This window comes from Amycolatopsis mongoliensis, assembly GCF_030285665.1.
Classification (GTDB): Bacteria; Actinomycetota; Actinomycetes; order Mycobacteriales; family Pseudonocardiaceae; genus Amycolatopsis; species Amycolatopsis mongoliensis.
This window is the reverse complement of the sequence record NZ_CP127295.1, coordinates 8074537-8098715: the sequence shown is the minus strand read 5'-3', so window position 1 is coordinate 8098715 and position 24179 is coordinate 8074537. Positions and strand designations below refer to the sequence as shown.

The following is a 24179-nucleotide window of genomic DNA, read 5'->3' as shown; positions in this document are numbered from 1 at the left end:
ATGTGCCGCCACATCGGATACCTCGGCGAGCCGGTTTCGCCCGCCGAGGCGGTTTTCCGCGCGCCGCATTCGCTGCTGGTGCAGTCCTACGCGCCGGCGGACATGCGCGGCGGCGGCTCGGTGAACGCCGACGGGTTCGGGCTGGGGTGGTACCCCGGCCCCGGCGGCGCCGCGCCGCTGCGCCACCGGCGGTCCACTCCACTGTGGACGGACGAGACGCTGCCGCCGCTGGCGGCGTCGGTGACCTCGGGCGCGTTCGTCGCCGCGGTCCGCAACGGCACCACCGGCATGCCGGTGACCGAAGCGGCCGCGGCGCCGTTCACCGCGGGGCGCTGGCTGTTCAGCCACAACGGCGTCGTCCGCGGCTGGCCGGACTCGCTGGCCGAACTGGCCAAGACCCTGCCCGTCACCGAACTGCTGACCCTGGAGGCACCGACGGACTCGGCGGTGCTCTGGGCCCTGCTGCGGGCCCGGCTGGCGGCAGGGGAGGACCCGCTGACCGCGGTGGCGGGGCTGACCGCCGCCGTCGAGGCGGCCGCCCCCGGCTCCCGGCTCAACTTCCTGCTCACCGACGGCGAAACGCTGATCGGCACCGCCTGGACGCACGCGCTGTCCCTGCTGGAGACCCCGGCGGGCGTGCTGCTGGCGTCCGAACCCGGTGACGGCGATCCGCGCTGGAGACCCGTCCCCGACCACCACGCCGTGCGCGCCACCGCGGCCGGCGTCGACCTGCTGCCCCTGACCGAGGAGCGTTCATGACCGAGATCGATCTCGACCACCACCGCTCCGGCGACGCCGTCACCGCGGAACTGCGCGCGGACGTCGTCGCCGGGCTCACCGCCGGGCAGAAGTGGCTCCCGCCCAAGTGGTTCTACGACGCCGAAGGCAGCGAGCTGTTCGAGAAGATCACCCAGCTGCCGGAGTACTACCCGACGCGCAGCGAGCGCGAGGTGCTGGCCGCGCACGCCGGCGACGTCGCGGAGCTGACCGGCGCGCACACGCTCGTCGAGCTCGGTTCGGGGTCGAGCGAGAAGACCCGCCTGCTGCTCGACGCGCTCACCGGGCACGGCACCCTGGAAGCGTTCGTGCCGCTCGACGTGTCCGAGTCCGCGCTCGCCGAGGCCGCCGAGGCGATCTCGAAGGACTACCCCGGGCTGACGGTGCGCGGGGTAGTCGGCGACTTCACCCAGCACCTCGACCTGCTGCCCGGCGGCCAGCCGCGGGTGGTGGCCTTCCTCGGCGGCACGATCGGGAACTTCCTGCCCGCCGAGCGCGGGGCCTTCCTCCGGTCGGTGCGCGAAGTGCTCGACGAGGGGGAGTGGCTGCTGCTCGGCACCGACCTGGTCAAGGACGCCGGCATCCTCGAACGCGCCTACGACGACGCCGCGGGCGTCACCGCCGAGTTCGACAAGAACGTGCTGCGGGTGATCAACGCCCGGCTCGGCGCGAACTTCGACGTCGACGAGTTCGAGCACGTCTCGCACTGGGACGCGGAGAACGAGTGGATCGAGATGCGCCTGCGGGCCCGGCGCGCGCTCACCGTCGAGATCCCGGGAGCCGAGCTCACGGTGTCCTTCGCCGAGGGCGAGCACATCCGGACCGAGATCTCGGCCAAGTTCCGCCCGAGCGGCATCGAAGCGGAGCTGGCCGCGGCCGGGTTCGCCCTCGACCGCTGGTGGACCGACTCCCAGCAGCGGTTCGGCGTGAGCCTGGCAAGATCGGTGCGTGGCTAATCCTCTCCGGGCACTGGCCCGGGCCCTCGGCACGAAGCCGTGGCTGATGCGCTCGGCCCGGGTCGTCGTCTGGGCGGACAAAAAACTGCGCCGCGTGTTCGGCGGCCGGGTGAGCCTCGTGGCGCTCGCCGGGCTGCCGTCGCTGTGCCTGACGGCGACCGGCCGCAAGAGCGGGCTGTCCCGCAGCACCAACCTGCTCTACTACCCGTACGGCGACGGTTTCGTGCTCACCGCCTCCAACTGGGGCAAGCCGCACGACCCGGCGTGGGCGCTCAATCTGCGCGCGAACCCGAAGTGCCAGGTGGAGCTCGCCGGGCATCCCGTGGACGTGGTCGCGCGGGAGCTGCACGGCGAGGAGTACGACCGGATGTGGCGGGAGCTGCTGGCCTTCTGGCCGGGGTATGCGATGGAGCAGAAGGAGGCCGTTCGCCCGTTGCCGGTTTTCCTGCTCACTCGGGTGGATGGGTAGGTTCCCACCATCCTTTTGGCCGGTGACGGCTTTCGCCGGTTTGTGCCAATCTCTCCCGGGTAACGCGCCGTGACGGTTCGGCCGCGCGGTGAATGCGTGACCTAGGGAGGAGACGTCTTGCCGAGATCCACACAGGGCCGGGTGCGGTCGTTCGCACTGGTGGGGGCGCTCGTGGCCGGCGTGGGACTGGCCGGGACGTCCGGGACCGCCGTGGCGGCCCCGGACGTGGTGGGCGCCGAGGCGGTGGCCAAGCCAGCCGTCGTCGGGGCGACCGCCGCCGTCAACTGGGGCACCTGTTCGAGCGACACCCTCGCCGGCGTGCCCGCGGACCAGGTCAAGTTCTACAGCTGCGCGCGCTACCGCGTGCCGATCGACCACGACAACGCGTCGCTGGGCACCATCGACATCGCCCTGCTCAAGCGCGCCGCCCGCACGCCGGCCACGCGCGTCGGCTCGCTGTTCCTCAACCCCGGCGGACCCGGCGGCTCGGGCCTGCGGATGCCGATCAGCGGCCAGTACTACTTCCAGCCGCAGGTGCTCGACCGGTTCGACCTCGTCGGGTTCGACCCGCGCGGCGTCGGCCAGAGCAACCCGCTGCGCTGCTTCACCACCCAGGAGGACGCCGACGAGGTCTTCGGCGCCCAGATCCCGGTGCCGCTCAGCCGCGCCGAGATCTCCGGCACCCTCGCGAGCTACCGCGACTACGGCCGGTTCTGCAAGAACAACGCCGGTTCGCTGCTGAACCACATGTCCACCAAGGACGTCGTGCGCGACCTCGACACGCTGCGCGCGGCGGTCGGCGACCAGAAGCTGACCTACGTCGGCTTCTCCTACGGGACGCTGATCGGCTCGACCTACACGTCGATGTTCCCGAAGCAGTCCCGCGCGATCGTCATCGACGGCAACGTCGACCCGGCGCTGCGCACCAGCGACGGCGTGGAGTACGACCGCGAACGCGCGCAGGGCTTCGAGATCTCGCTCGACGGGTTCCTCAAGCGCTGCGACCAGGCCGGCGCCAAGTGCGCGTTCAGCGACGGCACCCCGCGGGCGAAGTTCGACGAACTGCGCGAGTACCTCCGCAAGCAGCCGATCACCCTGCCCGGCGGCGGCACGGTGGACATCAACGCGTTCACCGGCGGCGTCTCGGGCGTCCTGTACTCGCCCTCGGCGTTCCCCGGCCTGGCCGAGGACCTGCAGGCGCTGTACACCGCGATCCACCCGGCGGGCGCGCAGGCGCAGACGCTGCAGGCCAAGCAGCTGAAGGTGCTCACCGGCGGCAAGCAGGGCCGGGCCGACCAGAACCCGGACAGCCCCTACACCAGCGACGACTCGTACTTCGCCGTCAACTGCTCCGACAAGCCGTTCAAGATCAGGCAGGAGCAGGTGCCGGACATCGCCGCGGCGTGGGAGCGCGAGTCGCGCACCTTCGGCCGCTACCAGGCGTTCGCCGACACGGCGGGCTGCCCGGTGTGGCCGGCGAAGAAGCCGGACGTCTACCACGGTCCGTGGCGGGCCAAGACCGACGTGCCGGTGGTCGTGGTCAGCAACTACTACGACCCGGCGACGCAGTACCGGTTCGGCCAGCGGATGGCGGCCGAGCTCGGCAACTCCCGGCTGCTGTCGGTCGACGCGTTCGGCCACTGCATCCTGGGCGACGCCCTGGGCGTCGACAAGGCCGTGGCGGACTACCTGACCGACCTGAAGGTCCCGGCCAACGGGCAGGTGTTCCAGCCGAACGTCCAGCCGTTCGAAACCGCGTAGCACGACGGAAACGGGCCGGGGTGACGCTGTCGCCCCGGCCCGTTCTCATGGCCCGAGCAGCCGGTCCAGCAGGTCCCCGGCGGCGGCCTCGGCTTCGGCGACCGCGCTCTCGTGGTCGTCGGCCCGGGCGACCAGGAACGCGATCTCGTTCATCCCGGCGAGCAACACGTGGGCGAAGAGGTCCACGCGCGCGGCGGGGATCCGGCCGTCGCGCCGGAGTGCCGCCTTGATCCTGCCGAGCGTGCGCACCTCGTCGAGCTCCCGCCAGCGCTGCCAGCCCAGCACGGCCGGTGCGTCGATGAGCATCACCTGCCGCACCACGGGGTCCCGGGTGCTCCGGATCCACGCGAGGCACGCGGCGCGCAACGCCGTCACCGGGTCGTCCATGCCCGCGACGGCCCGCGCGCCCTCCGCGCCGACCCGGTCGTAGACGGTGTCCAGAACGGCCGCGAACAGCGCGTCCTTGCCGGGGAAGTGGTGGTACAGCGCGCCCCGGCTCACGTCGGCGGCCCGCAGGACGGCCTCGATCGAGGTGCCGTCGTAGCCGTGTTCGGTGAACAGGCCGGTGGCGACCGCGACGAGGTGCTCGCGGGTCGCCTGGCCCCGGTCGATCTTCTTGTTCATGCGGGTCGGCAGCCTCCGTCGTTGACAAACCGACTGTCGGTCTGTTGATACTAGACCGTCAGTCGGTTTACTTCTGGAGGGACTCTACCGATGGATCTGCGAACCTGGGAGGACCAGCGCGGGCGCGTGTCGACGGCGTCCGGCGACGTGAGCTACACCGACGTCGGCGAGGGGCCGGTCGCGCTCTTCGTGCACGGCGCGGGGACGAACAACCTGTTGTGGCGCAAGGCGATCACCGAGCTGGCGGGGGAGCGCCGGTGCGTCGCGCCGGACCTGCCGGGTCACGGCGGCTCGCCGGTGACACCCGAGCAGGACCTGAGCCTGAACGGGCTGGCGCGGCTGCTCGAAGACTTCTGCGAGTCACTGGAACTCGGCGAGCTCGACGTCGTCGCCAACGACACCGGCGGCGCGGTCGCGCAGGTCTTCGCGGTAAACCACCCCGACCGGCTCCGCACGCTCACCCTGACCAACTGCGACACGCAGGGCAACCTGCCGCCCGAGCCGTTCCGCCCGATCGTCGAGCTGGCCGAACGCGGGCAGCTCGCGCCGCTGGCGGTCCGGCTCGCCGCGGACCCGCAGCAGGCGCGGACCGGTGGGCTCGGCGGGGGCTACGAGCGGCCGGACCAGGTGCCGGACGAGGTCCTGGCCGCGTTCGCGCGCCCGGTGTTCGGAACCCTCGACGCGGCCCGGCAGTTCGAGCGCCTGCTGACGTCGGTCCGGGGCGAGGAGCTGGACGCGATCGAGCCGCTGCTCAAGGAGTTCCGCGTCCCCACGCTGCTGGTGTGGGGCACCGGCGACCCGAACTTCAGGATCGAGTGGGCGTACCGGTTCTCTGCCGCCGTCCCGGGTGTCACCGAGGTCGTCGAGGTGCCCGGCGGGAAGCTCTTCTTCCCCGACGAGCGGCCCGAAGACCTCGTCCCGCACCTGCGCCGCCACTGGGGGTAGCGATCATCACAGCCGCGGCCGGCGTGCCTCGGCTACAGTGGTGCGGTTGATCAACCACGAGCACCGGAAGCGAGGTGAGCGGCACATGCCAGCGGACAGTCTTGGGACGATCGGGCGTGCGCTCACCGGAGGCTTCCGGCTGGGCTGATCCGTCCGGTCTCCTCCTGTCCGGCAGTGCGCGCACGCCGGAAAAGAGTCGGACATGACCATCTTCGAAATGCTGCTGCGCGTCGGCACCGGCGTCGGCCTGGGTGCCGTCATCGGGTTCGAGCGCCAGTTCCGCGCCCGGATGGCCGGGCTGCGCACCAACGCCCTGGTCGCGGTCGGCGCGACGCTGTTCGTGCTGCTGTCCGCCCACGGCTTCGGCGGGCTGACCACGAGCGGCGACGCCGACCCGACCCGGGTGGCCGCGCAGATCGTCTCGGGCATCGGGTTCCTCGGCGCCGGCGTCATCCTGCGCGACGGCCTCAACGTCCGCGGTCTCAACACGGCGGCGACGCTGTGGTGCTCGGCCGCGGTCGGCTCGCTCGCCGGGGCCGGGCTGTACGCGATCGCGGCGTCCGGCACCGCCGTCGTGGTCGGGGTGAACGTGGTGTTGCGGCCGCTGGGCCGGGTCGTCGACCGGCGCCCGGAGGCGGGGGACGAGACGCCGGCGAGGTACGCGTTCCAGGCGGTGACCCGCGACGCGACCGAGGCGCACGTGCGGGCGTTGCTCGTGCAGTCGTTGAACCGCACGGACTTCCGGCTGCTGTCGGTGCTGAGCACGGACCGGGAGGACCGCACGGTGGAGGTCCGCGCCGAGCTGGTCGGCGACCAGCGCGACGACGCCCAGATGGAAGCAGCGGTGTCGCGGCTTTCGCTGGAGCCGTCGGTGTCCAGCGTGCGCTGGGAAGCCGTCCCGGCCTAGCAGGTGCGGACGAACTTCCGGAGCAGCTCGTCGAACCGGGCGGGCTGCTCGAGGTTCACCATGTGCGCGGCGCCGGGCACCCGGGCCCGGCGCGCGTGCGCGGCCTGCCGGTCCACGAGGTCGGCGACGGCGAAGATGTCCGTCGAATCCAAGTCGCCCGTGACCACCAGCGCCGGGTCGCGGACCTCGGCGACCCGGCGGATCGCGCCCAGTTCGACGCCGAGGTCCGGGGCCGCGTGGCCCTTGACGAAGTTCTCGACCACCATGTCGTGGCAAAACTTCCGGACCGCCGGTTCGACGTCGGAAGGCGAGCGGTGCGGGCCGTCGACCCACATCCGCAGCAGGCACTCCAGGACGCGCTCGCCGTCACCGGCCTGCGCCGCTTCCGCCTGTTCGGCCAGCAGCGCCAGGATGTGCGGGTCGTGGAACTCCATCCCGCTGATCCCGGGCGAGCTGAGGAACAGCCCGGCGGCCCGGCCGGGATACGCGACTGCGAAGTCCAGGAAAACACGGCTGCCGAACGAGCAGCCGACCAGCACCGGGTGGTCCACGTCGAGGGCGTCGAGGAGCTTCTCCAGGTCTTCGTAGTGGGAGTAGAGGCCGGGCGGGGACGGCGGGTTCGACGAGTCGCCGCTGCCGCGGGCGTCGTAGCGGATCACCCGGTGTTCGCGGGCGAAGCGGGTGAACTGCTCGTCCCACATCGCGCGGGTCATGCCACCCGCGTGCAGGAAGACGACCGGCCGCCCGCGGCCGCGTTCTTCGTAGGAGAGTGTGCCGTCGCCGAGGTCGACCGTGCCGGTGTGTGCCCCCATGCCGGACACCGTACCGGGAAACGAAAGGCCTCCCCGCCGGAATCGGCGGGGAGGCCTTTCGAAAAGCGTAAACCCTTACGCCTGCGTCATCTTCCGCAGCACGTACTGCAGGATGCCGCCGTTGCGGTAGTAGTCCGCCTCACCCGGGGTGTCGATGCGGACGTCCGCCTCGAACTCCACCTTGGTGCCGTCGGCCTTGGTGGCGGTGACGTGCACCGTGCGCGGGGTCTCGCCGTCGTTCAGCTTCGTGATGCCCGAGATGTCGAACGTCTCGGTGCCGTCGAGGCCGAGCGACGAGGCCGACTCGCCCGCCGGGAACTGCAGCGGGATGACGCCCATGCCGATCAGGTTCGACCGGTGGATGCGCTCGAACGACTCGGTGATCACCGCGCGCACGCCCAGCAGCGAGGTGCCCTTCGCCGCCCAGTCACGCGACGAGCCGGAGCCGTACTCCTTGCCGCCCAGGACGACCAGCGGGATGCCCTGCGCCGCGTAGTTCTGCGCCGCGTCGTAGATGAACGCCTGCGGGGCGTCGTCCTGCGTGAAGTCGCGGGTGTAACCGCCCTGCACGTCGTCCAGCAGCTGGTTGCGCAGCCGGATGTTCGCGAAGGTGCCGCGGATCATCACCTCGTGGTTGCCGCGCCGCGAGCCGTAGGAGTTGAAGTCCTTCTTCTCCACGCCGTGCTCGGTGAGGTACTGCGCGGCCGGGGTGCCCGGCTTGATCGCGCCGGCGGGGGAGATGTGGTCGGTGGTGACCGAGTCGCCCAGCTTCGCCAGCACGCGCGCGCCGGTGATGTCGGTGACCGCGGCCGGCTCCGGCGTCATGCCCTCGAAGTACGGGGGCTTCCGCACGTAGGTGGACTCGGCGTCCCACTCGAAGGTCTTGCCCTCCGGGGTGGGCAGCGCCTTCCAGCGCTCGCCGCCGTCGAAGACGTCCGCGTAGTCCTTGGTGAACATCTCCTGCGTGATCGCGTAGTCGATGGTCTCCTGGATTTCCTTGGCCGTCGGCCAGATGTCCTTCAGGAAGACGTCGTTGCCGTCCGCGTCCTGGCCGAGCGGCTGGCTCGCGAAGTCGAAGTCCATCGTGCCGGCCAGCGCGTAGGCGATGACCAGCGGCGGCGACGCGAGGTAGTTCATCTTCACGTCGGGGTTGATCCGGCCTTCGAAGTTCCGGTTGCCCGAGAGCACCGAGACCGCGGTGAGGTCGTTCTCCTGGATCGCCGCGGAGATCTCGTCCGAGAGCGGGCCGGAGTTGCCGATGCAGGTGGTGCAGCCGTAGCCGACCAGGTGGTAGCCCAGCTTCTCCAGGTACGGCCACAGGTTGGCCTTGGTGTAGTAGTCGGTGACGACCTGCGAGCCCGGCGCCATCGACGTCTTGACCCACGGCTTGACCGCGAGGCCCTTGTCCACGGCGTTGCGCGCGAGCAGCGCGGCGCCGAGCATGACCGACGGGTTCGAGGTGTTGGTGCAGGAGGTGATCGAGGCGATCACCACGGCGCCGTGGTCGAGGACGAACTCGCCGCGGTCGGACGTGGAGACCTTGACCGGCTTGCTCGGGCGGCCCGACGCGCCGTTCGCGGCGGAGCTGGTGACCGGCGCGGCGTCGTCCTCGGCGAAGGACAGCGACGGGGAGTCGCTGGCCGGGAAGGACTCCTCCGAAGCCTCGTCCATCTTCGTGTGCGGCGTGACGGCCTCGCCGTCCACGTAGTCGTGGATCGACTTGCGGAACGACGACTTCGCGTCCGTCAGCTCGATGCGGTCCTGCGGGCGCTTCGGGCCGGCGATCGACGGGACGACCGTCGAAAGGTCCAGCTCGAGGTACTCGGAGTAGACCGCCTCGTGCGACGGGTCGTGCCAGAGGCCCTGCTCCTTGGCGTAGGCCTCGACCAGCGCGACCTGCTCGGCCGAGCGGCCGGTCAGCTTGAGGTAGCGGACGGTCTCGTCGTCGATCGGGAAGATCGCCGCGGTGGAGCCGAACTCCGGGCTCATGTTGCCGATGGTCGCGCGGTTGGCCAGCGGCACCGCGGCGACGCTCTCGCCGTAGAACTCGACGAACTTGCCGACCACGCCGTGGCGGCGCAGCATCTCGGTGATCGTGAGCACGACGTCGGTGGCGGTGACGCCGGCCGGGATCTCGCCGGTCAGCTTGAAGCCGACGACGCGCGGGATGAGCATCGACACCGGCTGGCCCAGCATGGCCGCCTCGGCCTCGATGCCGCCGACGCCCCAGCCCAGCACGCCCAGGCCGTTGACCATGGTGGTGTGCGAGTCGGTGCCGACGCAGGAGTCGGGGTAGGCCTGGCCGCCCCGGGCCATGACCGTGCGGGCGAGGTGCTCGATGTTGACCTGGTGCACGATGCCGGTGCCCGGCGGGACGACCTTGAACTCGTCGAAGGCGCCCTGGCCCCAGCGCAGGAACTGGTAGCGCTCGCGGTTGCGCTCGTACTCGATCTCGACGTTGCGCTCGAAGGCGTCGGCGCGGCCGAAGACGTCGATGATCACCGAGTGGTCGATGACCAGCTCGGCCGGGGCGAGCGGGTTGACCTTGTCCGGGTCGCCGCCGAGGTCGGTGACCGCTTCGCGCATGGTGGCGAGGTCGACGACGCACGGGACGCCGGTGAAGTCCTGCATGATCACGCGGGCGGGCGTGAACTGGATCTCGATCGACGGGTCGGCCTTCGGGTCCCACGAGCTCAGCGCGCGGATGTGGTCGGCGGTGATGTTCGCGCCGTCCTCGGTGCGCAGCAGGTTCTCGAGCAGGATCTTCAGGCTGTAGGGCAGCCGCTCGGCGCCCTCGACCTTGTTCAGGCGGAACACCTCGTACGAGGCGTCGCCGACCTTCAGCGTGTCTTTGGCGCCGAAGCTGTCCTTGCTGGCAGGTGCGGTCACGTCTAACTCCAGTGGCATGGACTTCCGCGCCGGTGCGGCGGTCGAGTCCCGGGTCAGTTCGGTCGGGTTCGGTGAGGCGAGTCTTGCGCACCCCCACCGTAGGACCGGATTCGGGATGGCACACCTCGCGGTGGTTCAAACAGTACGCGTGTCCTGTTTGGGGTTCAAGACGACACGCGGTGTGGGCTGCGCCATCCGCGCCGGGGGTCCCTCAATAAGGGGAATTGGTGCCTACGGTGTGTAAGTTTCCGATGATGCTTGTGATAGTGGTGTGACTGCAGTGACGCGCGATGTGCGCAGGTGAGCGGAGGTGGCGGTCGTGCCGGAACGGCGCAGGGGCTGGAAGGTGCCGGGCGCGCGCCGTGGACTGACCGTGAGCGCGCTCGCCCTGGTGATCTTGTTCGGCGCGGGGGGCACGGGCCTCGCCGCACCCCCGCCGCCGCCCAACCCGAGCGACTCGGAGCTGAACAACAGCAAGGCCGAGGCCAACGCGAAGGCCGGCGAGGTCGGCCGGCTGACCAACCAGCTGGCCCAGGCCGAGCAGAAGCTGTCGCAGCTGCAGGACGACGTCGAGCTCAAGCAGGAAGAGGCCAACAAGGCCCTGGTCGACCTGCAGTCCGCGCAGGACGCGGCGGCGCAGGCCGAGAACGACGCCAAGGCCGCCCGGACCGAGGCGGACGCGGCCGCCGCGGCCATCGAGAAGGCCCGCACCGACCTGAAGACCTTCGCCGCCGCGAGCTTCCAGCAGGGCAGCACGGTCGGGTCGCTCTCGGCGTACCTGAGCGCCGACAGCCCCAAGGACATGCTGGCCCGCGCGCAGCTGCTCGACGCCGTCGGCGGCGACCGGCTCAACGCCCTCGACCGGCTCCAGCAGGCGCAGACCGAGAAGGCGAACAAGGACTCCGCGGCCCGCAAGGCCGCCGAGATCGCCCAGCAGAAGCAGGACGCCGCGCGCGAGGCGAAGAACAGCGCCGACTCCGCGCAGACCGCCGCGATCCGGGCACAGGACAGCCAGGCCACGCAGAACACCCAGCTCGAGAAGAACAAGTCCGACGTCGAGCAGCAGCTGTACGCCGCCCAGTCCAAGGTCGACGGCCTGCAGGGCCAGCGGCAGCGCTACCAGGACTGGCTCGCCCAGAAGCAGCGCGAGGACGACGAGCGCGCCCGCCAGGCCGCGCTCGGTTCCTCCGGCGGGGGCGGCCGTCCGGCGAGCAGGCCGCCGGCGGGCCCGGCGGGCTCGTCCATCGAGGCGGTCATCGCCCGGGCGCTGTCGAAGGTCGGCCTGCCCTACGCCTGGGGCGGCGGCAACGCGAGCGGCCCGACCCGCGGCATCCGCGACGGCGGCGTCGCCGACCGCTACGGCGACTACAACAAGATCGGGTTCGACTGCTCGGGCCTGATGATCTACGCGTTCGCCGGGGTCACGGGACTGCCGCACTACAGCGGCTACCAGTACACGGCCGGGCGCCGGGTCCCGCTGTCGCAGATGCGCCGCGGCGACATGCTGTTCTGGGGCGGCGCGGGCGGCATCCACCACGTCGCGCTCTACCTCGGCGGCGGGCAGATGGTCGAGGCGCCGCAGTCCGGCCTTCGGGTCCGGGTCGCCCCGGTGCGCTACGGCGGCATCATGCCGTACGCGACCCGCCTGATCGGCTGAGCTTCAGGCGCCGGCCTGCTCGCGCTTGATCTTGCGCCAGCCACCGGCCCGGTTGTTCGCGATGATCCGCCGGAACATCTCGGTGAGCGCGGGCGCGTTGATCACCTCGCCCCGGCGGAAGGCGACGGTGCGCGCGGTCTTGTTGCCGTGCCCGGCGGTGATGATGCCCTCGGGGTCGGGGACGATGCCGCCGTCGTATACGAAGACGTTGACGTGGTCCTTCGCCGCCAGCAGGGCGCAGATGTTGCCCTCGAGCACGAAGTACGGCTGCCGGGTGCGCTTGATCGTCTCGGCCACCTCGGGATCCGCCGCGTGGACCAGCTCGCGGACCTCCCGGCAGATCGCCTGCTGCCACTCGGGCAGGGCGTCGATGTAGGCGTCGACCCGCGGCTCGACGGAGTAGGTCACCCGCCGAGTATGCCCGAAAACCCGTTCGACGGCGTCGCCGTCCGGGCCTCAAGATCATCCGGTGGACGACGAACTGAACGCGCTGCGGCGCTCGCGGATGCGCTGGAACACGCCCCTGTCCGAGGCGCACGCGGAGCTCCTGCTCGACCGGCTGGCCCTCGGCGCGGGCCATCACCTCGTCGACCTCGGCTGCGGCTGGGGCGAGCTGCTGCTGCGGGCCGCCGCCCGGACGCCGGGCCTGCGCGCGACCGGTGTCGACACCGACGCGACCGGCCTCGACCGCGGCCGAGCGGCGGCCGGGGACCGCGACGTCGAGTTCGTCGAAGCGGACGCCGCGACCTGGGACCTTCCCGCCGAGCGGGCCTTCTGCGTCGGCGCGGCCCACATCTTCGGCTCGACGAAAGCCGCGCTCGAAGGGCTCGCGCGGGTGGTGCCGTCCGGCCGGCTGCTCTACGGCGACGGCTTCTGGGCGGCGCCGCCGAACCCCGCGGCCGAGGAGATCTTCGGCCCGGACACGCTGACCCTGCCGGACCTGGTCGACGCCGCCGGGGCCGCCGGCTGGAGCGTGCTCCACCTCAGCACCGCCGACCAGCTCGAATGGGACGACTTCGAGTCGACCTCGCGCGCCGGCTGGGCGGAGTGGGTGGCAGCGCACCCGGCCGACCCGCGGGCGCCGGCGGTCCGGGAGTGGCTCGACCGGCGGCTGCGCGAATACGTCCGCGACTACCGGGGCGTGCTGGGCTTCACCTACCTTGTGCTGGGCCGCTAGCCTCCCCGGATGCGCTACGCGGGGATCGTGGTGGCCGGGGGATCGGCCCGCAGGCTGTCCGGTGTGGACAAGCCGGCCCTGTCGGTGGGCGGGAAACCCTTGCTCGCCCGCGCGATCCACGCCCTGGAAGGCGCCGAACGGGTGATCGCCGTCGGCCCGCGGCGGCCCGGCTTCGACGTCGTGTGGACCCGGGAACCGGTGCCGGGCACCGGGCCGGTGGCGGCGCTGGCGGCGGGGCTCGCGTTCGTCCCGGACGACGTCGAGGCGGTCGCGGTGCTGGCCGCCGACCTCCCGGGCGTCCGCCGGTCCACAGTGGACCGCCTGGTGGCGGCGATCGGCGACGGCGACGGCGCGGTGCTCGTCGACGCGGGCGGGTCCCGGCAGTGGCTGCTCGGCGCCTGGCGGGTCGCCGCGCTGAAGGCCGCGCTGCCGGAGGAGCCGGAAAACGCGGCGTTGCGGCGGGTGCTGGGCGCACTGGCCGTCACCGAGGTCCCGGCGGAGCGGGGCGAAGCGGACGACATCGACACCCCCGAGGACCTCGAGCGCCACTGCTGAGGGCCTGCTTCACAGATGTCACACCGGGGAAGGTGTTGGCTACTGACGGGCCAACGCGTGCGTCTGCGTGCCGGGCGGACGAACGACCGGGGGACGCAGTACGGTCGCACCGCGTGATCACCGTCGCGGGGGCGGCGCACGAACTTTCGAGGAGGCAGAGTGACCGAGCCCGGCTACGCCGAGGGCGGGAACGGGCAGCAGCCCGGGACGCCGGCCCGGGACGCCCAGTTGCTGGAGCGGACCGTGTTCGAGGTCAAGCGGATCATCGTCGGCCAGGACCGCCTGGTCGAGCGGATGCTCGTCGGCCTGCTGGCCAAGGGCCACCTGCTGCTCGAAGGCGTGCCCGGCGTGGCGAAGACCCTCGCGGTGGAGACGTTCGCCCGGGTCGTCGGCGGCTCGTTCTCCCGCGTCCAGTTCACGCCCGACCTGGTGCCCGCGGACATCCTCGGTACCCGGATCTACCGCCAGGGCGCCGAGCGGTTCGACGTCGAGCTCGGCCCGGTCGTGGCGAACTTCGTGCTCGCCGACGAGATCAACCGCGCGCCGGCGAAGGTGCAGTCGGCGATGCTCGAGGTGATGGCCGAGCGGCACGTCTCGATCGGCGGGCAGACCTTCCCGATGCCCGACCCGTTCCTCGTGCTGGCGACCCAGAACCCGATCGAGAACGAGGGCGTGTACCCGCTGCCGGAAGCGCAGCGCGACCGGTTCCTGTTCAAGATCCAGGTCGAGTACCCCACCGCCGAGGAAGAGCGCGAGATCATCTACCGGATGGGCGTCACCCCGCCCACCCCGCACGAGGTGCTCAGCCCGGGCGAGCTGGTCCGGCTGCAGGGCGTCGCCGCGCAGGTGTTCGTGCACCACGCCCTCGTCGACTACGTGGTGCGGCTGGTGCTGACCACCCGGACGCCGAACGAGCACGGCCTCGCCGACGTCGCCGGCTGGGTGTCCTACGGCGCTTCGCCGCGCGCGAGCCTCGGCATCATCGCCGCCGCCCGGGCGCTGGCCCTGGTCCGCGGCCGCGACTACGTGCTGCCGCAGGACGTCGTCGACGTCGTGCCGGACGTGCTGCGCCACCGGCTCGTGCTGTCCTACGATGCGCTCGCCGACGGCGTGCCCATCGACCACATCATCACGCGCGTGCTGCAGACCGTGCCGTTGCCGCAGGTCTCGGCCCGGCCGCAGGGCGGGGCCGGCCAGGGTGGCCCGGTCCCGGCGGGCGCGCCGGTCAGGTAGCCCGGCGATGGCGAAGAACGAGAAGGGCACCCGCCCTTCGTGGGCGCCGCCGGTACTGCGCGGCGAGCGGCTGGAAGCCGGGCTCCGGACACTGGAGCTCGACGTCCGCCGCCGGCTCGACGGGCTGCTGCAGGGCAACCACCTCGGCCTGGTGCCGGGGCCGGGGTCCGAGCCCGGCGAGGCGCGCCCGTACCAGCCCGGCGACGACGTCCGCCGGATGGACTGGGCGGTCACCGCCCGCACCACGACCCCGCACATCCGCGAGACCGTGGCCGACCGCGAGCTGGAAACGTGGGTCGTCGCCGACCTCTCGGCGAGCCTCGACTTCGGCACGGCGCTGTGCGAGAAGCGCGACCTGGTGGTGTGCGCGGTCGCCGCGGTCGCACACCTGACCGGGGGCGGCGGCAACCGCATCGGCGGCCTGATCTCCACCGGCGCCGAGACGACCCGCATCCCGGCACGCGGCGGCCTCGCGCACGCCCGCGGCCTGGTGCGGAAGCTGGCCGAGACACCCCGGGCGGCCGAGGGCACGCGCGGGGACTTCGCCCAGGCGCTGGAGGCGCTGCGCCGGCCGCCGCGCCGCCGTGGCCTGGCCGTGGTGATCTCCGACTTCCTGGGCGACACGACCTGGGAGCGGCCGCTGCGGGCACTGGGCGGGCGCCACGAACTGATCGCGATCGAAGTCCTCGACCCGCGCGACGTCGACCTGCCCGAGGTGGGCACCGTCGTGCTGGCCGACCCGGAGACAGGGAAACAGCGCGAAGTGCATGCGTCGGCCTTGCTGCGCAAGGAGTTCGGGGCCGCGGCCCACGCCCACCGGCAGACGGTGGCGGCCGGCCTGCGGCGCGCGGGTGCGGCGCACCTGACCCTGCGGACCGACGCCGACTGGATCGCCGACATGGTGCGGTTCGTCGTCGCCCGCAAGCGCCGCTGGTCGGGGGGTGTGGCGTGAGTTTGACCGGGTTCACCGCGCCGTGGTGGTTCCTGCTGCTGATCGCGGTCGCCGCGGTGGCCGTCGGGTACGTGCTGGCGCAGCGCGCGCGGCGCAAGCGCACGATGCGGTTCGCGAACCTGGCCCTGCTGGAGAAGGTTGCGCCGAAGAGCCAGGGCTGGGTGCGACACCTGTCGGCGGTGCTGATCGTGCTGTCGCTGCTGCTGCTGACCGTGGGACTGGCCGGGCCGACCGCCGAGCAGAAGGTGCCCCGCAACCGGGCGACCGTGATGCTGGTGATCGACGTGTCGCTGTCGATGGAGGCCACCGACGTCGCCCCGACGCGGCTGAAGGCGGCGCAGGAGGCGGCGACGCAGTTCGCGCAGAACATGACCCCCGGGATCAACCTGGGCCTGATCTCGTTCGCGGGCACGGCGACCGTGCTGGTCAACCCGACCACCGACCGCAACGGCGTGATCAAGGCGATCGAAAACCTGAAACTGGCCCAGTCGACGGCGACCGGCGAGGGCATCTTCGCGGCCTTGCAGTCGGTGGAGAGCTTCTCCAGCGTCGTCGGCGGCGCCGACGGGCCGCCACCGGCCCGGATAGTGCTGATGTCCGACGGCAAGCAGACGGTGCCCGAGGACCTGTACGCGGCCCGCGGCGGCTACACGGCGGCGCAGGCGGCGAAGCAGGCCGGCGTGCCGATCTCGTCGATCTCGTTCGGCACGACCCACGGCTCGGTCGACATCGACGGCAAGGCCCAGCCGGTCAGCGTGGACGACGAATCCCTGCGCGAGATCGCCCGCTTGTCGGGCGGCGACTTCTACAAGGCGGCCAGCGCCGAAGAGCTGAAGAAGGTGTACGGGGACCTCGGCGAGCAGATCGGCTACGAGCTGAAGGACGCCGACGCGAGCAAGCCGTGGGTGGTCGTGGGAACGCTGATCCTGATGATGGGCGCGGCGGCCAGCCTGTTCTTCGGCCAGAGACTCCCGTGACGCTCACCCTTCCCGGCGGACGCCGTAGAGGCTGCCGCCGAGAAGGGTGACTCCGGAAAGCACGCCGCTGACGAACGGGACCCACTGCGCCGCGCTGCCGAGCAGGGCCAGGCCGACGACGCCCAGCACGCTCAGGACCACCCCGACCACCAGGATCGACCGCGCCTTCCACGCCGAGGCCAGCGCGACGAAGTGCAGGCCGACGACGGTCGCGATCCACGCGACGTTCGCCTGCACCGGCGCGTCCAGGAGGCTCAGCACGAAGAACCCGGCGACGAGCAGCACCACCTCACCGAGGACGATCACCCGGTAGCTCGGCCCGAACATCGGCCGGCCCTCCAAGGTCGGCCGCCCGCCCGCCCGGACCCCGAGGACGACCACCGCCGCCAGCGCGACCACGGCGAGCGCGCGCAGCACCCAGCCGATCGCCGCCGGCAGCGGGTCACCGGAGTTGACGAGGACGAACACGGTGCCGAACGCGGCGCCGATGAGCGCCCCCAGGAACTGCTGTCGCATCCGGCGAACCTACCGGAGGGTGATCACGGGGCCGCGAACCCGTTCTGCCGCCAGGCCTCGTAGACCGTGATCGCCGCGGTGTTGGCGAGGTTGAGCGACCGGCTGGTCGGCAGCATCGGCAGCCGCACGCGGTCGGTCACCTCCGGCGCCTGCTGGACCGAAGCCGGCAGCCCCACCGACTCCGGCCCGAACAGCAGCACGTCGCCGGGCGCGTAGGCGACGTCGGTGTACGGCCGCGTCGCCGACGCGCTGAACGCGTAGACCTTCGCCGGCAGCAACACTTCCCAAGCCGCCGACAGAGAAGCATGCACCCGGACCCGCGCCAGGTCGTGGTAGTCGAGCCCGGCCCGGCGCAGCTGCTTGTCCTCCAGCGTGAACCCCAGCGGCTCGACCAGGTGCAGCTCGCACCCGGTGTTCGCCGTGAGGCGGATCGCGTTGCCCGTGTTCGGCGGGATCTCCGGCTGGTAGAAGAGAATGCGGAACACGGCTCAGTCCTCGAGCAGGGCCGCGTACACCTTGCGGACCGCGTCGGGCGGTGCCGTCGGACGCACGGTGGCCGGGTCGATGAACACGTACCGGATGTTCGCCGCCAGCACGAGCGTCCCGCCGCGGTGGATTTCGAAGTCGAAGACCAGCGACGTCGTGCCGAGGTGGGTCAGGTACTGCGAGACGACCAGATCTTCGTCGTACCGGGCTGGTGCGCGGAACTTCAGGTTCGCCTCCGCCACCACGACGTCCGTGCCGTGGGCGAGGAACTCGTCGTGCGAACCGAAGAGGGCCTTCTCCGCCTCGAAGGCGCACATGTCCACATAGGCCATGTAGTGGGCGTTGAAGACGATGCCCTGGCCGTCGCACTCGTGGTAGCGCACGCGCAACGGCATCTCGACGATCGGGCGGCGGGGTTCGGTCACGCGGCCCAATCTAGCGCTCAGCCGTGCAGCGTCCGGTACGCGGCCGCCGCGCCCGGCTGCAGCGGCACCGGCTGGGTGCCGATCAGCGTCCGCACGTCGAGGAACTGCGTGCCGACCGCCTCGGCGGGCACGAGGTCGGTCGCCCGCTCGACGAGCAGCCGGACGACCGCCGCGGCGACGTCGTCAGGCAGGGCGGGGGAGCAGACCAGGAGGTTCGCCACGCCGATCGTGCCGAGCGCCCCGACCCCGCGGTACGCGCCGTCCGGCACCTGGACCTGGTCGTACACCGGTCCGTACGAGGCACGCAGCGCCGGGACGACGGCGTCGAGGGGCAGCAGCGCGATCGGCGTCGTGCGGGTGAGGTCCGCGAGCTTCGGCGTCGGCACCCCGCCGGACCACAGCATGGCGTCGATCCGCCGGTCGGCCAGGGCGTGCACGGCGTCGTCGAAGAGCAGGTGCCGGGCGTCGACCGCGACGCCCGCCTTCGCGAACAGGCGCTCGCCCAGCTGGGCCGCGCCGGACCCGCCCGCGCCCAGCGACACCGGGCGGCCGGCCAGGTCGGCGATCCGCCGCGCCGGCCCGTCCGCGCGCACCACCAGCTGCAGGTAGTTCTCGTAGACGCGGCCGAGCGCGAGCAACGGCACCTTCCCGGTGAACGGCGCGCTCCCGGCGAGCGCTGTCTGGGCGACGTCGGCGAGCACCAGCCCGAGGTCGGCCTGCCCGCGCCGCACCAGGTCGACGTTCGCGACGCTCGCTTCGGTCGGCACGGCGGCGGCGTGCAGCCGCGGCTCGGCGCGGCTCAGCTCGGTCGCCAGCAGCTCGGCGAAGGCCAGGTAGAACCCGCCGCGCTCGCCGGCCGCGATGGTGACCGTCCGGTCGGGACCGCCGTACGCGGACGTCGAGCAGCCGGCCAAGGCGAGCCCGAGGCCGCCGAGCAGGGCGGTACGGCGGGTGAGGGTCATCGCGGCACCTCCCGCGGCAGGGTGACCCGGACTTCGAGCCCGCGCGGGAGTGCCTGGCGCAGTTCGAGGACCCCGCCGCGGGTGCGCACCTGCTGGTGCGCGATGGCCAGCCCGAGCCCGGTCCCACGCGGCGCGCCTTCGCCACCGGCGCGCCAGAACCGCTCGGTCGCCCGCGCGCGGTCCTCAGTGGACAGTCCGGGTCCGTCGTCGCGGACGACGAGGGTCGCCGTCTCCGGGCCGCTTTCCCAGTCCGTGGTGATCTTCGCGCCCCGGCCGGCGTAGTGGACGGCGTTGTCCAGCAGCACGTCGAGGATCTGGGCGAGCTCGCCTTCCGGGCAGCGGACGGTGACCGGTTCGTCGTGCCCCGGCGGCGGCACGAGGGCCGAGCCGGCGTCCTCGGCGACCAGGCGCCACGCGTCGACGCGTTCGGCGAGCACGGCGGCGAGGTCGCAGGACTCGCCGGCGCCCCCGGCCGCGACGCGGGTCGCCGTGCTCTCGGCCAGGGCCAGGGCCAGCAGGCCGTCGAGGAGCTTCTCCAGGCGTTCCACCTCGGCCACGGTCGCCCGGTAGGTGGCGTTGTCGCCGGCCACCTGCGCGGCGAGGGAGTCGACGCGCAGCCGCAGCGCGGCGAGGGGGTTCCGCAGCTGGTGGGAGGCGTCGGCGACCAGCCGGTGCTGCTGCTCGGCCGCTTCGAGCACGGCTTCGGACATCCGGTTGACCTCGCCGGCCAGGACCCGCAGCTCCCGCGGCCCGGTGCGTTCGGGGACGTGCGCGCGGTGCCCGGCGGCGACGGCGAGGACCCCCGTCTCCAGTTCGTGCAGCGGCCGCACCATCCAGCGGGCCAGGACGACGGCGAGCAGCACGAACACGACCGCGACCAGCAGCGCCCCGGCGCCGATGGTGCCCCAGCGGGTGGCGACGTCCGCGGCCGCCGCCGTGACCGAGGCCCGGAGCACGACCACGCCGGACACCCGGGTGCCGGTGCCGACCGGCCGCGCGAAGTACGCGGGTTCGGCCGACCACGGACCGAGCCGGCCGGCCTGCGGCGCCGGCTCGTTGCGCATCGTCGCCTCGACCAGCGCGTGCACCGCCGGGTCGGCCGCGGTCAGCCCGCCGGCCTGCACCAGCGGCGCCCGCCGGGCGTCGACGATGACGACGCCTTCGCCGTACAGCTCGGCATAACGCGCCGCGTCGGCCACGAGCGCGGCGGCGTCGTGGGTGTCGACGGCCTGCTGGGCCAGCACGACGAACCGGTCGACGTCCGCGGTGCGGGAGATGACCAGCTGCTGGGTGCGCTGCTCGGCGGTGGACGCCAGCAGCGGCACGGCGAACGCGGCGACCACCGCGAGCGCGAGGGCGACCAGGACCACCAGCAGCCGGGTGCGCACGGGTCAGTCCCGGCCGAGCCGGTAGCCGAAGCCGCGGATGGTGGTGAGCAGCCCCGGCCGGTCCAGCTTCGCGCGCAGCGCGGTCAGGTGGACGTCGAGGGAGCGCGAGACCGCGAGGTACGCGTCGCCCCAGACCTCGTCCATCAGCTGCTGGCGGCTGACCGCGGTGCCGGGACGGGCGGCGAGTACGGCCAGGACCTCGAACTCCTTGGTCGTCAGCCCGATGTCGTGCCCGGCGACGAGGACCCGGCGGGCGCCGAGGTCGATCTCGACGTCCTCGACGCGCACGACGTCGCCGGCCGGGGTGTCGCGGGCGACGGCGCGCCGCACGACGGCGTCCATCCGGGCCAGCAACTCGGCCAGCCGGACCGGCTTGGTCAGGTAGTCGTCCGCGCCGAGGCGCAGGCCGCGCACCACCGAGCGTTCGTCGCCGCGGGCGGTCAGCACGATCACCGGCACCGGCGAGACGGCGCGGATCTTCCGCAGGACGTCGAGCCCGTCGAGGTCGGGCAGGCCCAGATCCAGCAGGACCAGGTCGGCGTCGCGGTGGCGGTGCAGGGCGTCGGCCCCGCGGCCGACGCTGGTGACGGGATGACCGCGCGCGTGCAGCGACTCCGCGAGCGCACCCGCGACCCCCGCGTCGTCTTCGACGAGGAGCACGCGCACGGTCATCCCCTTCTCAGCGTTCTTCCGGTTCTCGGCGTTCTTCCAGCTCCGAGGTCTTCGAGGTTTCCCGCATTGTGCCGTAGACGATCAGCGAAACCAGGACGCAGCCCGCGACGTACCAGAAGAACACCGACTCGTGCCCGGCGCTCTTCAGCGCCTGCGCGATGAGCTCCGCGGTGCCGCCGAAGATCGCGACGGTGAGCGCGTAGGGCAGGCCGACGCCGATGGCGCGGATCTTCGTCGGGAACAGCTCGGCCTTCACGATCGCGTTGATCGACGTGTAGCCCGCCACGACGACGAGCCCGGCCAGGACGAGCAGGAACGCGCCGACCGGGTTCCGGGTCGAGCCCATCACCGTCATGATCGGGACGGTGAGCAGGGTGCCCGCGATGCCGAAGAACAGCAGCAGCGGGCGGCGGCCGATCCGGTCGGACAGCTTGCCCGCCAGCGGCTGCAGGATCGCCGCGAGGAGGATCGCCGAGAACAGGATGATCGTGACCGTGCGCCGCGGGATGTGGGCGGTGTTCTCGAGGAACTTCTGGCTGTAGGTGGCGAAGGTGTAGAACGCCACCGTGCCGCCGAGGGTCAGCCCGACGACGAGCGCGATCTCCTTGGGGTACTTGGCCAGCGCGCGCAGCGTGCCGCGTTCACCGGTCGCCTTGCTCTCGTCCGCTTCGCGCGTGTAGCTCTCGGACTCGTCCATGCCGCGGCGCAGCCACATGACGCTGAGCGCGGCCACCGTGCCGACGCCGAACGCGATCCGCCAGCCCCACGCCGTCAGCTGCTGCTCGGTGAGCAGGCCCTGCAGGATCAGCTGCAGGCCCAGCGCCAGCAGCTGGCCGCCGTAGAGCGTCACGTACTGGAAGCTCGAGTAGAAGCCGCGCTTGCCGGGAGTGGCCACTTCGGACAGGTAGGTCGCCGACGTCGAGTACTCGCCGCCCACGGACAGGCCCTGGATCAGCCGGGCGACCAGCAACAGGACCGGCGCCGCGAGACCGATCGTGTGATAGCTCGGCGTGACGGCGATGAGCAGCGAGCCACCGGCCATCAGCGTGACCGAAAGCACCAGCGCGCTGCGGCGCCCGAACCGGTCGGCGAACCGGCCGAGCATCCAGCCGCCGAGCGGGCGCATGAGGAACCCGACGGCGAACACCGCGGCCGTGCCGAGGAAGGCGGCCGTCGTGTCGGTCGTGGGGAAGAACGATTTGGCGAAGTACGTGGTGAACGCCGCGTAGGCGTACCAGTCGTACCACTCGACCAGGTTGCCGATGGAGCCGCGCAGCACGTTGCCGATCACGCGCTTTTCGCTCACGGCCCCCGTGGTCGTGGGGCTGATCCGGGTTGTCATCGTCGACCTCCTGTGTTGCGACTCACGGTGACCAACCAGCGGGTAACCAGCAAGGTCGGGAGGCAGTTCCTAACACCCGCTTAGGACGGTCACCGGCGCCCTCGGGCGCGGGTGCGCGACGCCGCGGCGCTGCCGATAACCTCGTGCCCGACATCTGCGCACGGTCTACGAAGAGGGAGAACACTGTGGGACGGTCGGTTCTGGTCACCGGGGGCAACCGGGGCATCGGTCTGGCGATCGCCCGGGATCTCGCGGAGCAGGGACACCGGGTCGCCGTCACCCACCGTGGTTCGGGTGCGCCCGAAGGGCTTTTCGGGGTCCAGGCGGACGTCACCGACACCGAACAGGTCGACGCGGCGTTCAAGCTCGTCGAGGAGCACCAGGGCCCGGTCGAGGTGCTGGTGTCCAACGCCGGGCTGACCGACGACACGCTGCTGATGCGGATGAGCGACGAGCAGTTCGAACGCGTCATCGACGCGAACCTGACCGGCGCTTTCCGGGTCGCGAAGCGCGCCTCCCGCGGCATGCTGCGCGGCAAGTGGGGCCGGTTCGTCTTCATCTCCTCGGTGGTCGGGCTCTCCGGCTCGGCCGGCCAGGCGAACTACGCGGCGTCGAAGGCCGGCCTGGTCGGCTTCGCGCGCTCGCTGGCCCGTGAGCTGGGCTCCCGCAACATCACCTCGAACGTCGTCGCGCCCGGGTTCGTGCGCACCGACATGACCGACGAGCTTTCCGAAGAGCGCAAGAAGCAGATCCTCGCCCAGGTGCCCTCCGGCCGGTACGCCGAGCCGTCGGAGATCGCCGCCGCGGTGCGCTACCTGGCCTCCGACGAAGCCGGCTACGTCAACGGCGCGGTGCTGCCGGTCGACGGCGGCCTCGGCCTCGGCCACTGACTTTCCCCCTTTTTCCCGAACCACGACTTGGAGGACCCGTGCCCGGACTGCTCGAAGGCAAGCGCCTGCTGATCACCGGCATCATCACCGACGCGTCGCTCGCCTTCCACGCGGCCAAGATCGCGCAGCAGGAGGGTGCGAAGGTGGTGCTGACCGGCTTCGGCCGCATGTCGCTGGTCGAGCGCATCGCGAAGCGGCTTCCCGAAGAGGCGCCCGTGATCGAGCTGGACGTCACCAACCAGGAGCACCTCGACGGCCTCGCCGACAAGGTCCGCGAGCACGTCGACGGCCTCGACGGCGTGCTGCACTCGATCGGCTTCGCCCCGCAGACCTGCCTCGGCGCGCCGTTCCTGGACGCGCCGGCCGAGGACGTCAAGACCGCGATCGAGATCTCGACCTACTCGTACATGTCGCTGGCGAAGGCGTGCCTGCCGCTGCTCGGCCGCGGCGCTTCGTACGTCGGCATGGACTTCGACGCGCGCGTCGCGTGGCCGGTCTACAACTGGATGGGCGTCGCGAAGGCCGGGCTCGAGTCGGTCAACCGGTACCTGGCCAAGGAGCTGGGGCCGCAGGGCATCCGCGTCAACCTGGTCAGCGCGGGCCCGATGAAGACGATGGCCGCGAAGTCCATCCCGGGCTTCGTCGACCTGGAGGACGGCTGGGGCGAGCGCGCGCCGCTCGGCTGGGACAGCACGGACCCGGACCCGGTGGCGAAGAGCGTCTGCGCGGTGCTGTCGGACTGGCTCCCCGCCACGACCGGCTCGATGATCATGGTCGACGGCGGGGTCCACTTCCTCGGCGTCTGAC

At 71.9% G+C, this 24179-nt stretch carries 25 protein-coding genes; 14 read left to right on the top strand and 11 right to left on the bottom strand.

Annotated features, from left to right (window positions below):
- The 4 genes from egtC to QRX60_RS38805 all read left to right on the top strand — a co-directional run bounded on the left by egtC (window position 1) and on the right by QRX60_RS38805 (window position 3963).
- Complete coding sequence (gene egtC / locus QRX60_RS38820; protein WP_285996440.1) at window positions 1-759, top strand: ergothioneine biosynthesis protein EgtC; 759 nt, start codon at window positions 1-3, stop codon at window positions 757-759.
- Window positions 756-1733 carry an L-histidine N(alpha)-methyltransferase gene (gene egtD, locus QRX60_RS38815; protein WP_285996439.1) on the top strand — a complete coding sequence of 326 codons (978 nt, stop codon included), beginning with the start codon at window positions 756-758 and terminating at the stop codon, window positions 1731-1733. Before egtC ends, egtD begins: the two co-directional genes overlap by 4 nt.
- A gap of 46 nt (window positions 1734-1779) precedes the next feature.
- A complete protein-coding gene (locus QRX60_RS38810) occupies window positions 1780-2202 on the top strand; it encodes a nitroreductase family deazaflavin-dependent oxidoreductase (protein WP_286003788.1) in 423 nt (140 codons plus the stop codon).
- Window positions 2203-2343: 141 nt separating this feature from the next.
- A complete protein-coding gene (locus QRX60_RS38805) occupies window positions 2344-3963 on the top strand; it encodes an alpha/beta hydrolase (protein WP_286003787.1) in 1620 nt (539 codons plus the stop codon).
- Window positions 3964-4008: 45 nt separating this feature from the next.
- Here QRX60_RS38805 and QRX60_RS38800 read toward each other — a convergent pair whose 3' ends face one another.
- The gene (locus QRX60_RS38800; protein ID WP_285996438.1) at window positions 4009-4587 is read right to left on the bottom strand and encodes a TetR/AcrR family transcriptional regulator; all 579 of its coding nucleotides are present in this window, start codon (window positions 4585-4587) and stop codon (window positions 4009-4011) included.
- A gap of 90 nt (window positions 4588-4677) precedes the next feature.
- On the opposite strand from QRX60_RS38800, the gene QRX60_RS38795 reads away from it, so the two are divergent.
- Together QRX60_RS38795 and QRX60_RS38790 are read left to right on the top strand one after the other, a co-directional pair.
- Window positions 4678-5532 (top strand): alpha/beta fold hydrolase, encoded by an 855-nt coding sequence (locus QRX60_RS38795; protein WP_285996437.1) that lies wholly within the window; start codon window positions 4678-4680, stop codon window positions 5530-5532.
- Between the two features lie 202 nt (window positions 5533-5734).
- Complete coding sequence (locus tag QRX60_RS38790) at window positions 5735-6439, top strand: MgtC/SapB family protein (protein WP_285996436.1); 705 nt, start codon at window positions 5735-5737, stop codon at window positions 6437-6439.
- Here the strand turns inward: QRX60_RS38790 and QRX60_RS38785 are convergent.
- The gene (locus QRX60_RS38785) at window positions 6436-7251 is read right to left on the bottom strand and encodes an alpha/beta fold hydrolase (RefSeq protein ID WP_285996435.1); all 816 of its coding nucleotides are present in this window, start codon (window positions 7249-7251) and stop codon (window positions 6436-6438) included. The genes QRX60_RS38790 and QRX60_RS38785 overlap by 4 nt on opposite strands.
- Before the next feature lie 75 nt (window positions 7252-7326).
- The gene (locus QRX60_RS38780) at window positions 7327-10158 is read right to left on the bottom strand and encodes an aconitate hydratase (protein WP_285996434.1); all 2832 of its coding nucleotides are present in this window, start codon (window positions 10156-10158) and stop codon (window positions 7327-7329) included.
- 292 nt (window positions 10159-10450) lie between these two features.
- On the opposite strand from QRX60_RS38780, the gene QRX60_RS38775 reads away from it, so the two are divergent.
- A complete protein-coding gene (locus QRX60_RS38775; protein WP_408630167.1) occupies window positions 10451-11797 on the top strand; it encodes an NlpC/P60 family protein in 1347 nt (448 codons plus the stop codon).
- Between the two features lie 3 nt (window positions 11798-11800).
- Here QRX60_RS38775 and QRX60_RS38770 read toward each other — a convergent pair whose 3' ends face one another.
- Window positions 11801-12205 carry a DUF1801 domain-containing protein gene (locus QRX60_RS38770; protein WP_285996433.1) on the bottom strand — a complete coding sequence of 135 codons (405 nt, stop codon included), beginning with the start codon at window positions 12203-12205 and terminating at the stop codon, window positions 11801-11803.
- Window positions 12206-12266: 61 nt separating this feature from the next.
- Between QRX60_RS38770 and QRX60_RS38765 the strand changes: the two genes are divergently transcribed.
- From QRX60_RS38765 to QRX60_RS38745, 5 genes are all read left to right on the top strand, one after another.
- Complete coding sequence (locus QRX60_RS38765) at window positions 12267-12974, top strand: SAM-dependent methyltransferase (RefSeq protein WP_285996432.1); 708 nt, start codon at window positions 12267-12269, stop codon at window positions 12972-12974.
- A 9-nt stretch (window positions 12975-12983) separates the two neighbouring features.
- Entirely contained in the window at window positions 12984-13529 is a 546-nt protein-coding gene (mobA, locus tag QRX60_RS38760; protein WP_285996431.1) for a molybdenum cofactor guanylyltransferase, read from the top strand.
- A gap of 159 nt (window positions 13530-13688) precedes the next feature.
- Window positions 13689-14762, top strand: coding sequence for an AAA family ATPase (locus tag QRX60_RS38755; protein WP_285996430.1), 1074 nt, complete (start codon window positions 13689-13691; stop codon window positions 14760-14762).
- Window positions 14763-14769: 7 nt separating this feature from the next.
- Window positions 14770-15714 (top strand): DUF58 domain-containing protein, encoded by a 945-nt coding sequence (locus tag QRX60_RS38750; protein WP_285996429.1) that lies wholly within the window; start codon window positions 14770-14772, stop codon window positions 15712-15714.
- The gene (locus QRX60_RS38745; protein WP_285996428.1) at window positions 15711-16691 is read left to right on the top strand and encodes a VWA domain-containing protein; all 981 of its coding nucleotides are present in this window, start codon (window positions 15711-15713) and stop codon (window positions 16689-16691) included. Before QRX60_RS38750 ends, QRX60_RS38745 begins: the two co-directional genes overlap by 4 nt.
- A gap of 3 nt (window positions 16692-16694) precedes the next feature.
- Here the strand turns inward: QRX60_RS38745 and QRX60_RS38740 are convergent, their stop codons facing one another.
- The 7 genes from QRX60_RS38740 to QRX60_RS38710 are packed head-to-tail and all read right to left on the bottom strand — an operon-like array spanning window position 16695 to window position 22482.
- Window positions 16695-17207 (bottom strand): hypothetical protein, encoded by a 513-nt coding sequence (locus QRX60_RS38740; protein WP_285996427.1) that lies wholly within the window; start codon window positions 17205-17207, stop codon window positions 16695-16697.
- 23 nt (window positions 17208-17230) lie between these two features.
- Entirely contained in the window at window positions 17231-17692 is a 462-nt protein-coding gene (locus tag QRX60_RS38735) for a tRNA (cytidine(34)-2'-O)-methyltransferase (RefSeq protein WP_285996426.1), read from the bottom strand.
- Between the two features lie 3 nt (window positions 17693-17695).
- On the bottom strand, window positions 17696-18118 hold the full coding sequence (locus QRX60_RS38730) for an acyl-CoA thioesterase (RefSeq protein WP_285996425.1): 423 nt from the start codon (window positions 18116-18118) through the stop codon (window positions 17696-17698).
- A 17-nt stretch (window positions 18119-18135) separates the two neighbouring features.
- Window positions 18136-19080 carry a TAXI family TRAP transporter solute-binding subunit gene (locus tag QRX60_RS38725; RefSeq protein ID WP_285996424.1) on the bottom strand — a complete coding sequence of 315 codons (945 nt, stop codon included), beginning with the start codon at window positions 19078-19080 and terminating at the stop codon, window positions 18136-18138.
- A complete protein-coding gene (locus QRX60_RS38720) occupies window positions 19077-20468 on the bottom strand; it encodes a sensor histidine kinase (RefSeq protein WP_285996423.1) in 1392 nt (463 codons plus the stop codon). Before QRX60_RS38720 ends, QRX60_RS38725 begins: the two co-directional genes overlap by 4 nt.
- Window positions 20469-20471: 3 nt before the next feature.
- Window positions 20472-21140 (bottom strand): response regulator transcription factor, encoded by a 669-nt coding sequence (locus QRX60_RS38715; RefSeq protein ID WP_285996422.1) that lies wholly within the window; start codon window positions 21138-21140, stop codon window positions 20472-20474.
- Between the two features lie 7 nt (window positions 21141-21147).
- Window positions 21148-22482, bottom strand: coding sequence for an MFS transporter (locus QRX60_RS38710; protein WP_285996421.1), 1335 nt, complete (start codon window positions 22480-22482; stop codon window positions 21148-21150).
- 185 nt (window positions 22483-22667) lie between these two features.
- Between QRX60_RS38710 and fabG the strand changes: the two genes are divergently transcribed.
- Window positions 22668-23372: a beta-ketoacyl-ACP reductase gene (gene fabG / locus QRX60_RS38705; RefSeq protein WP_285996420.1), complete on the top strand. Its 705-nt coding sequence runs from the start codon at window positions 22668-22670 to the stop codon at window positions 23370-23372.
- Between the two features lie 38 nt (window positions 23373-23410).
- On the top strand, window positions 23411-24178 hold the full coding sequence (gene fabI / locus QRX60_RS38700; protein ID WP_285996419.1) for an enoyl-ACP reductase FabI: 768 nt from the start codon (window positions 23411-23413) through the stop codon (window positions 24176-24178).
- Window position 24179: the final 1 nt, after the last annotated feature.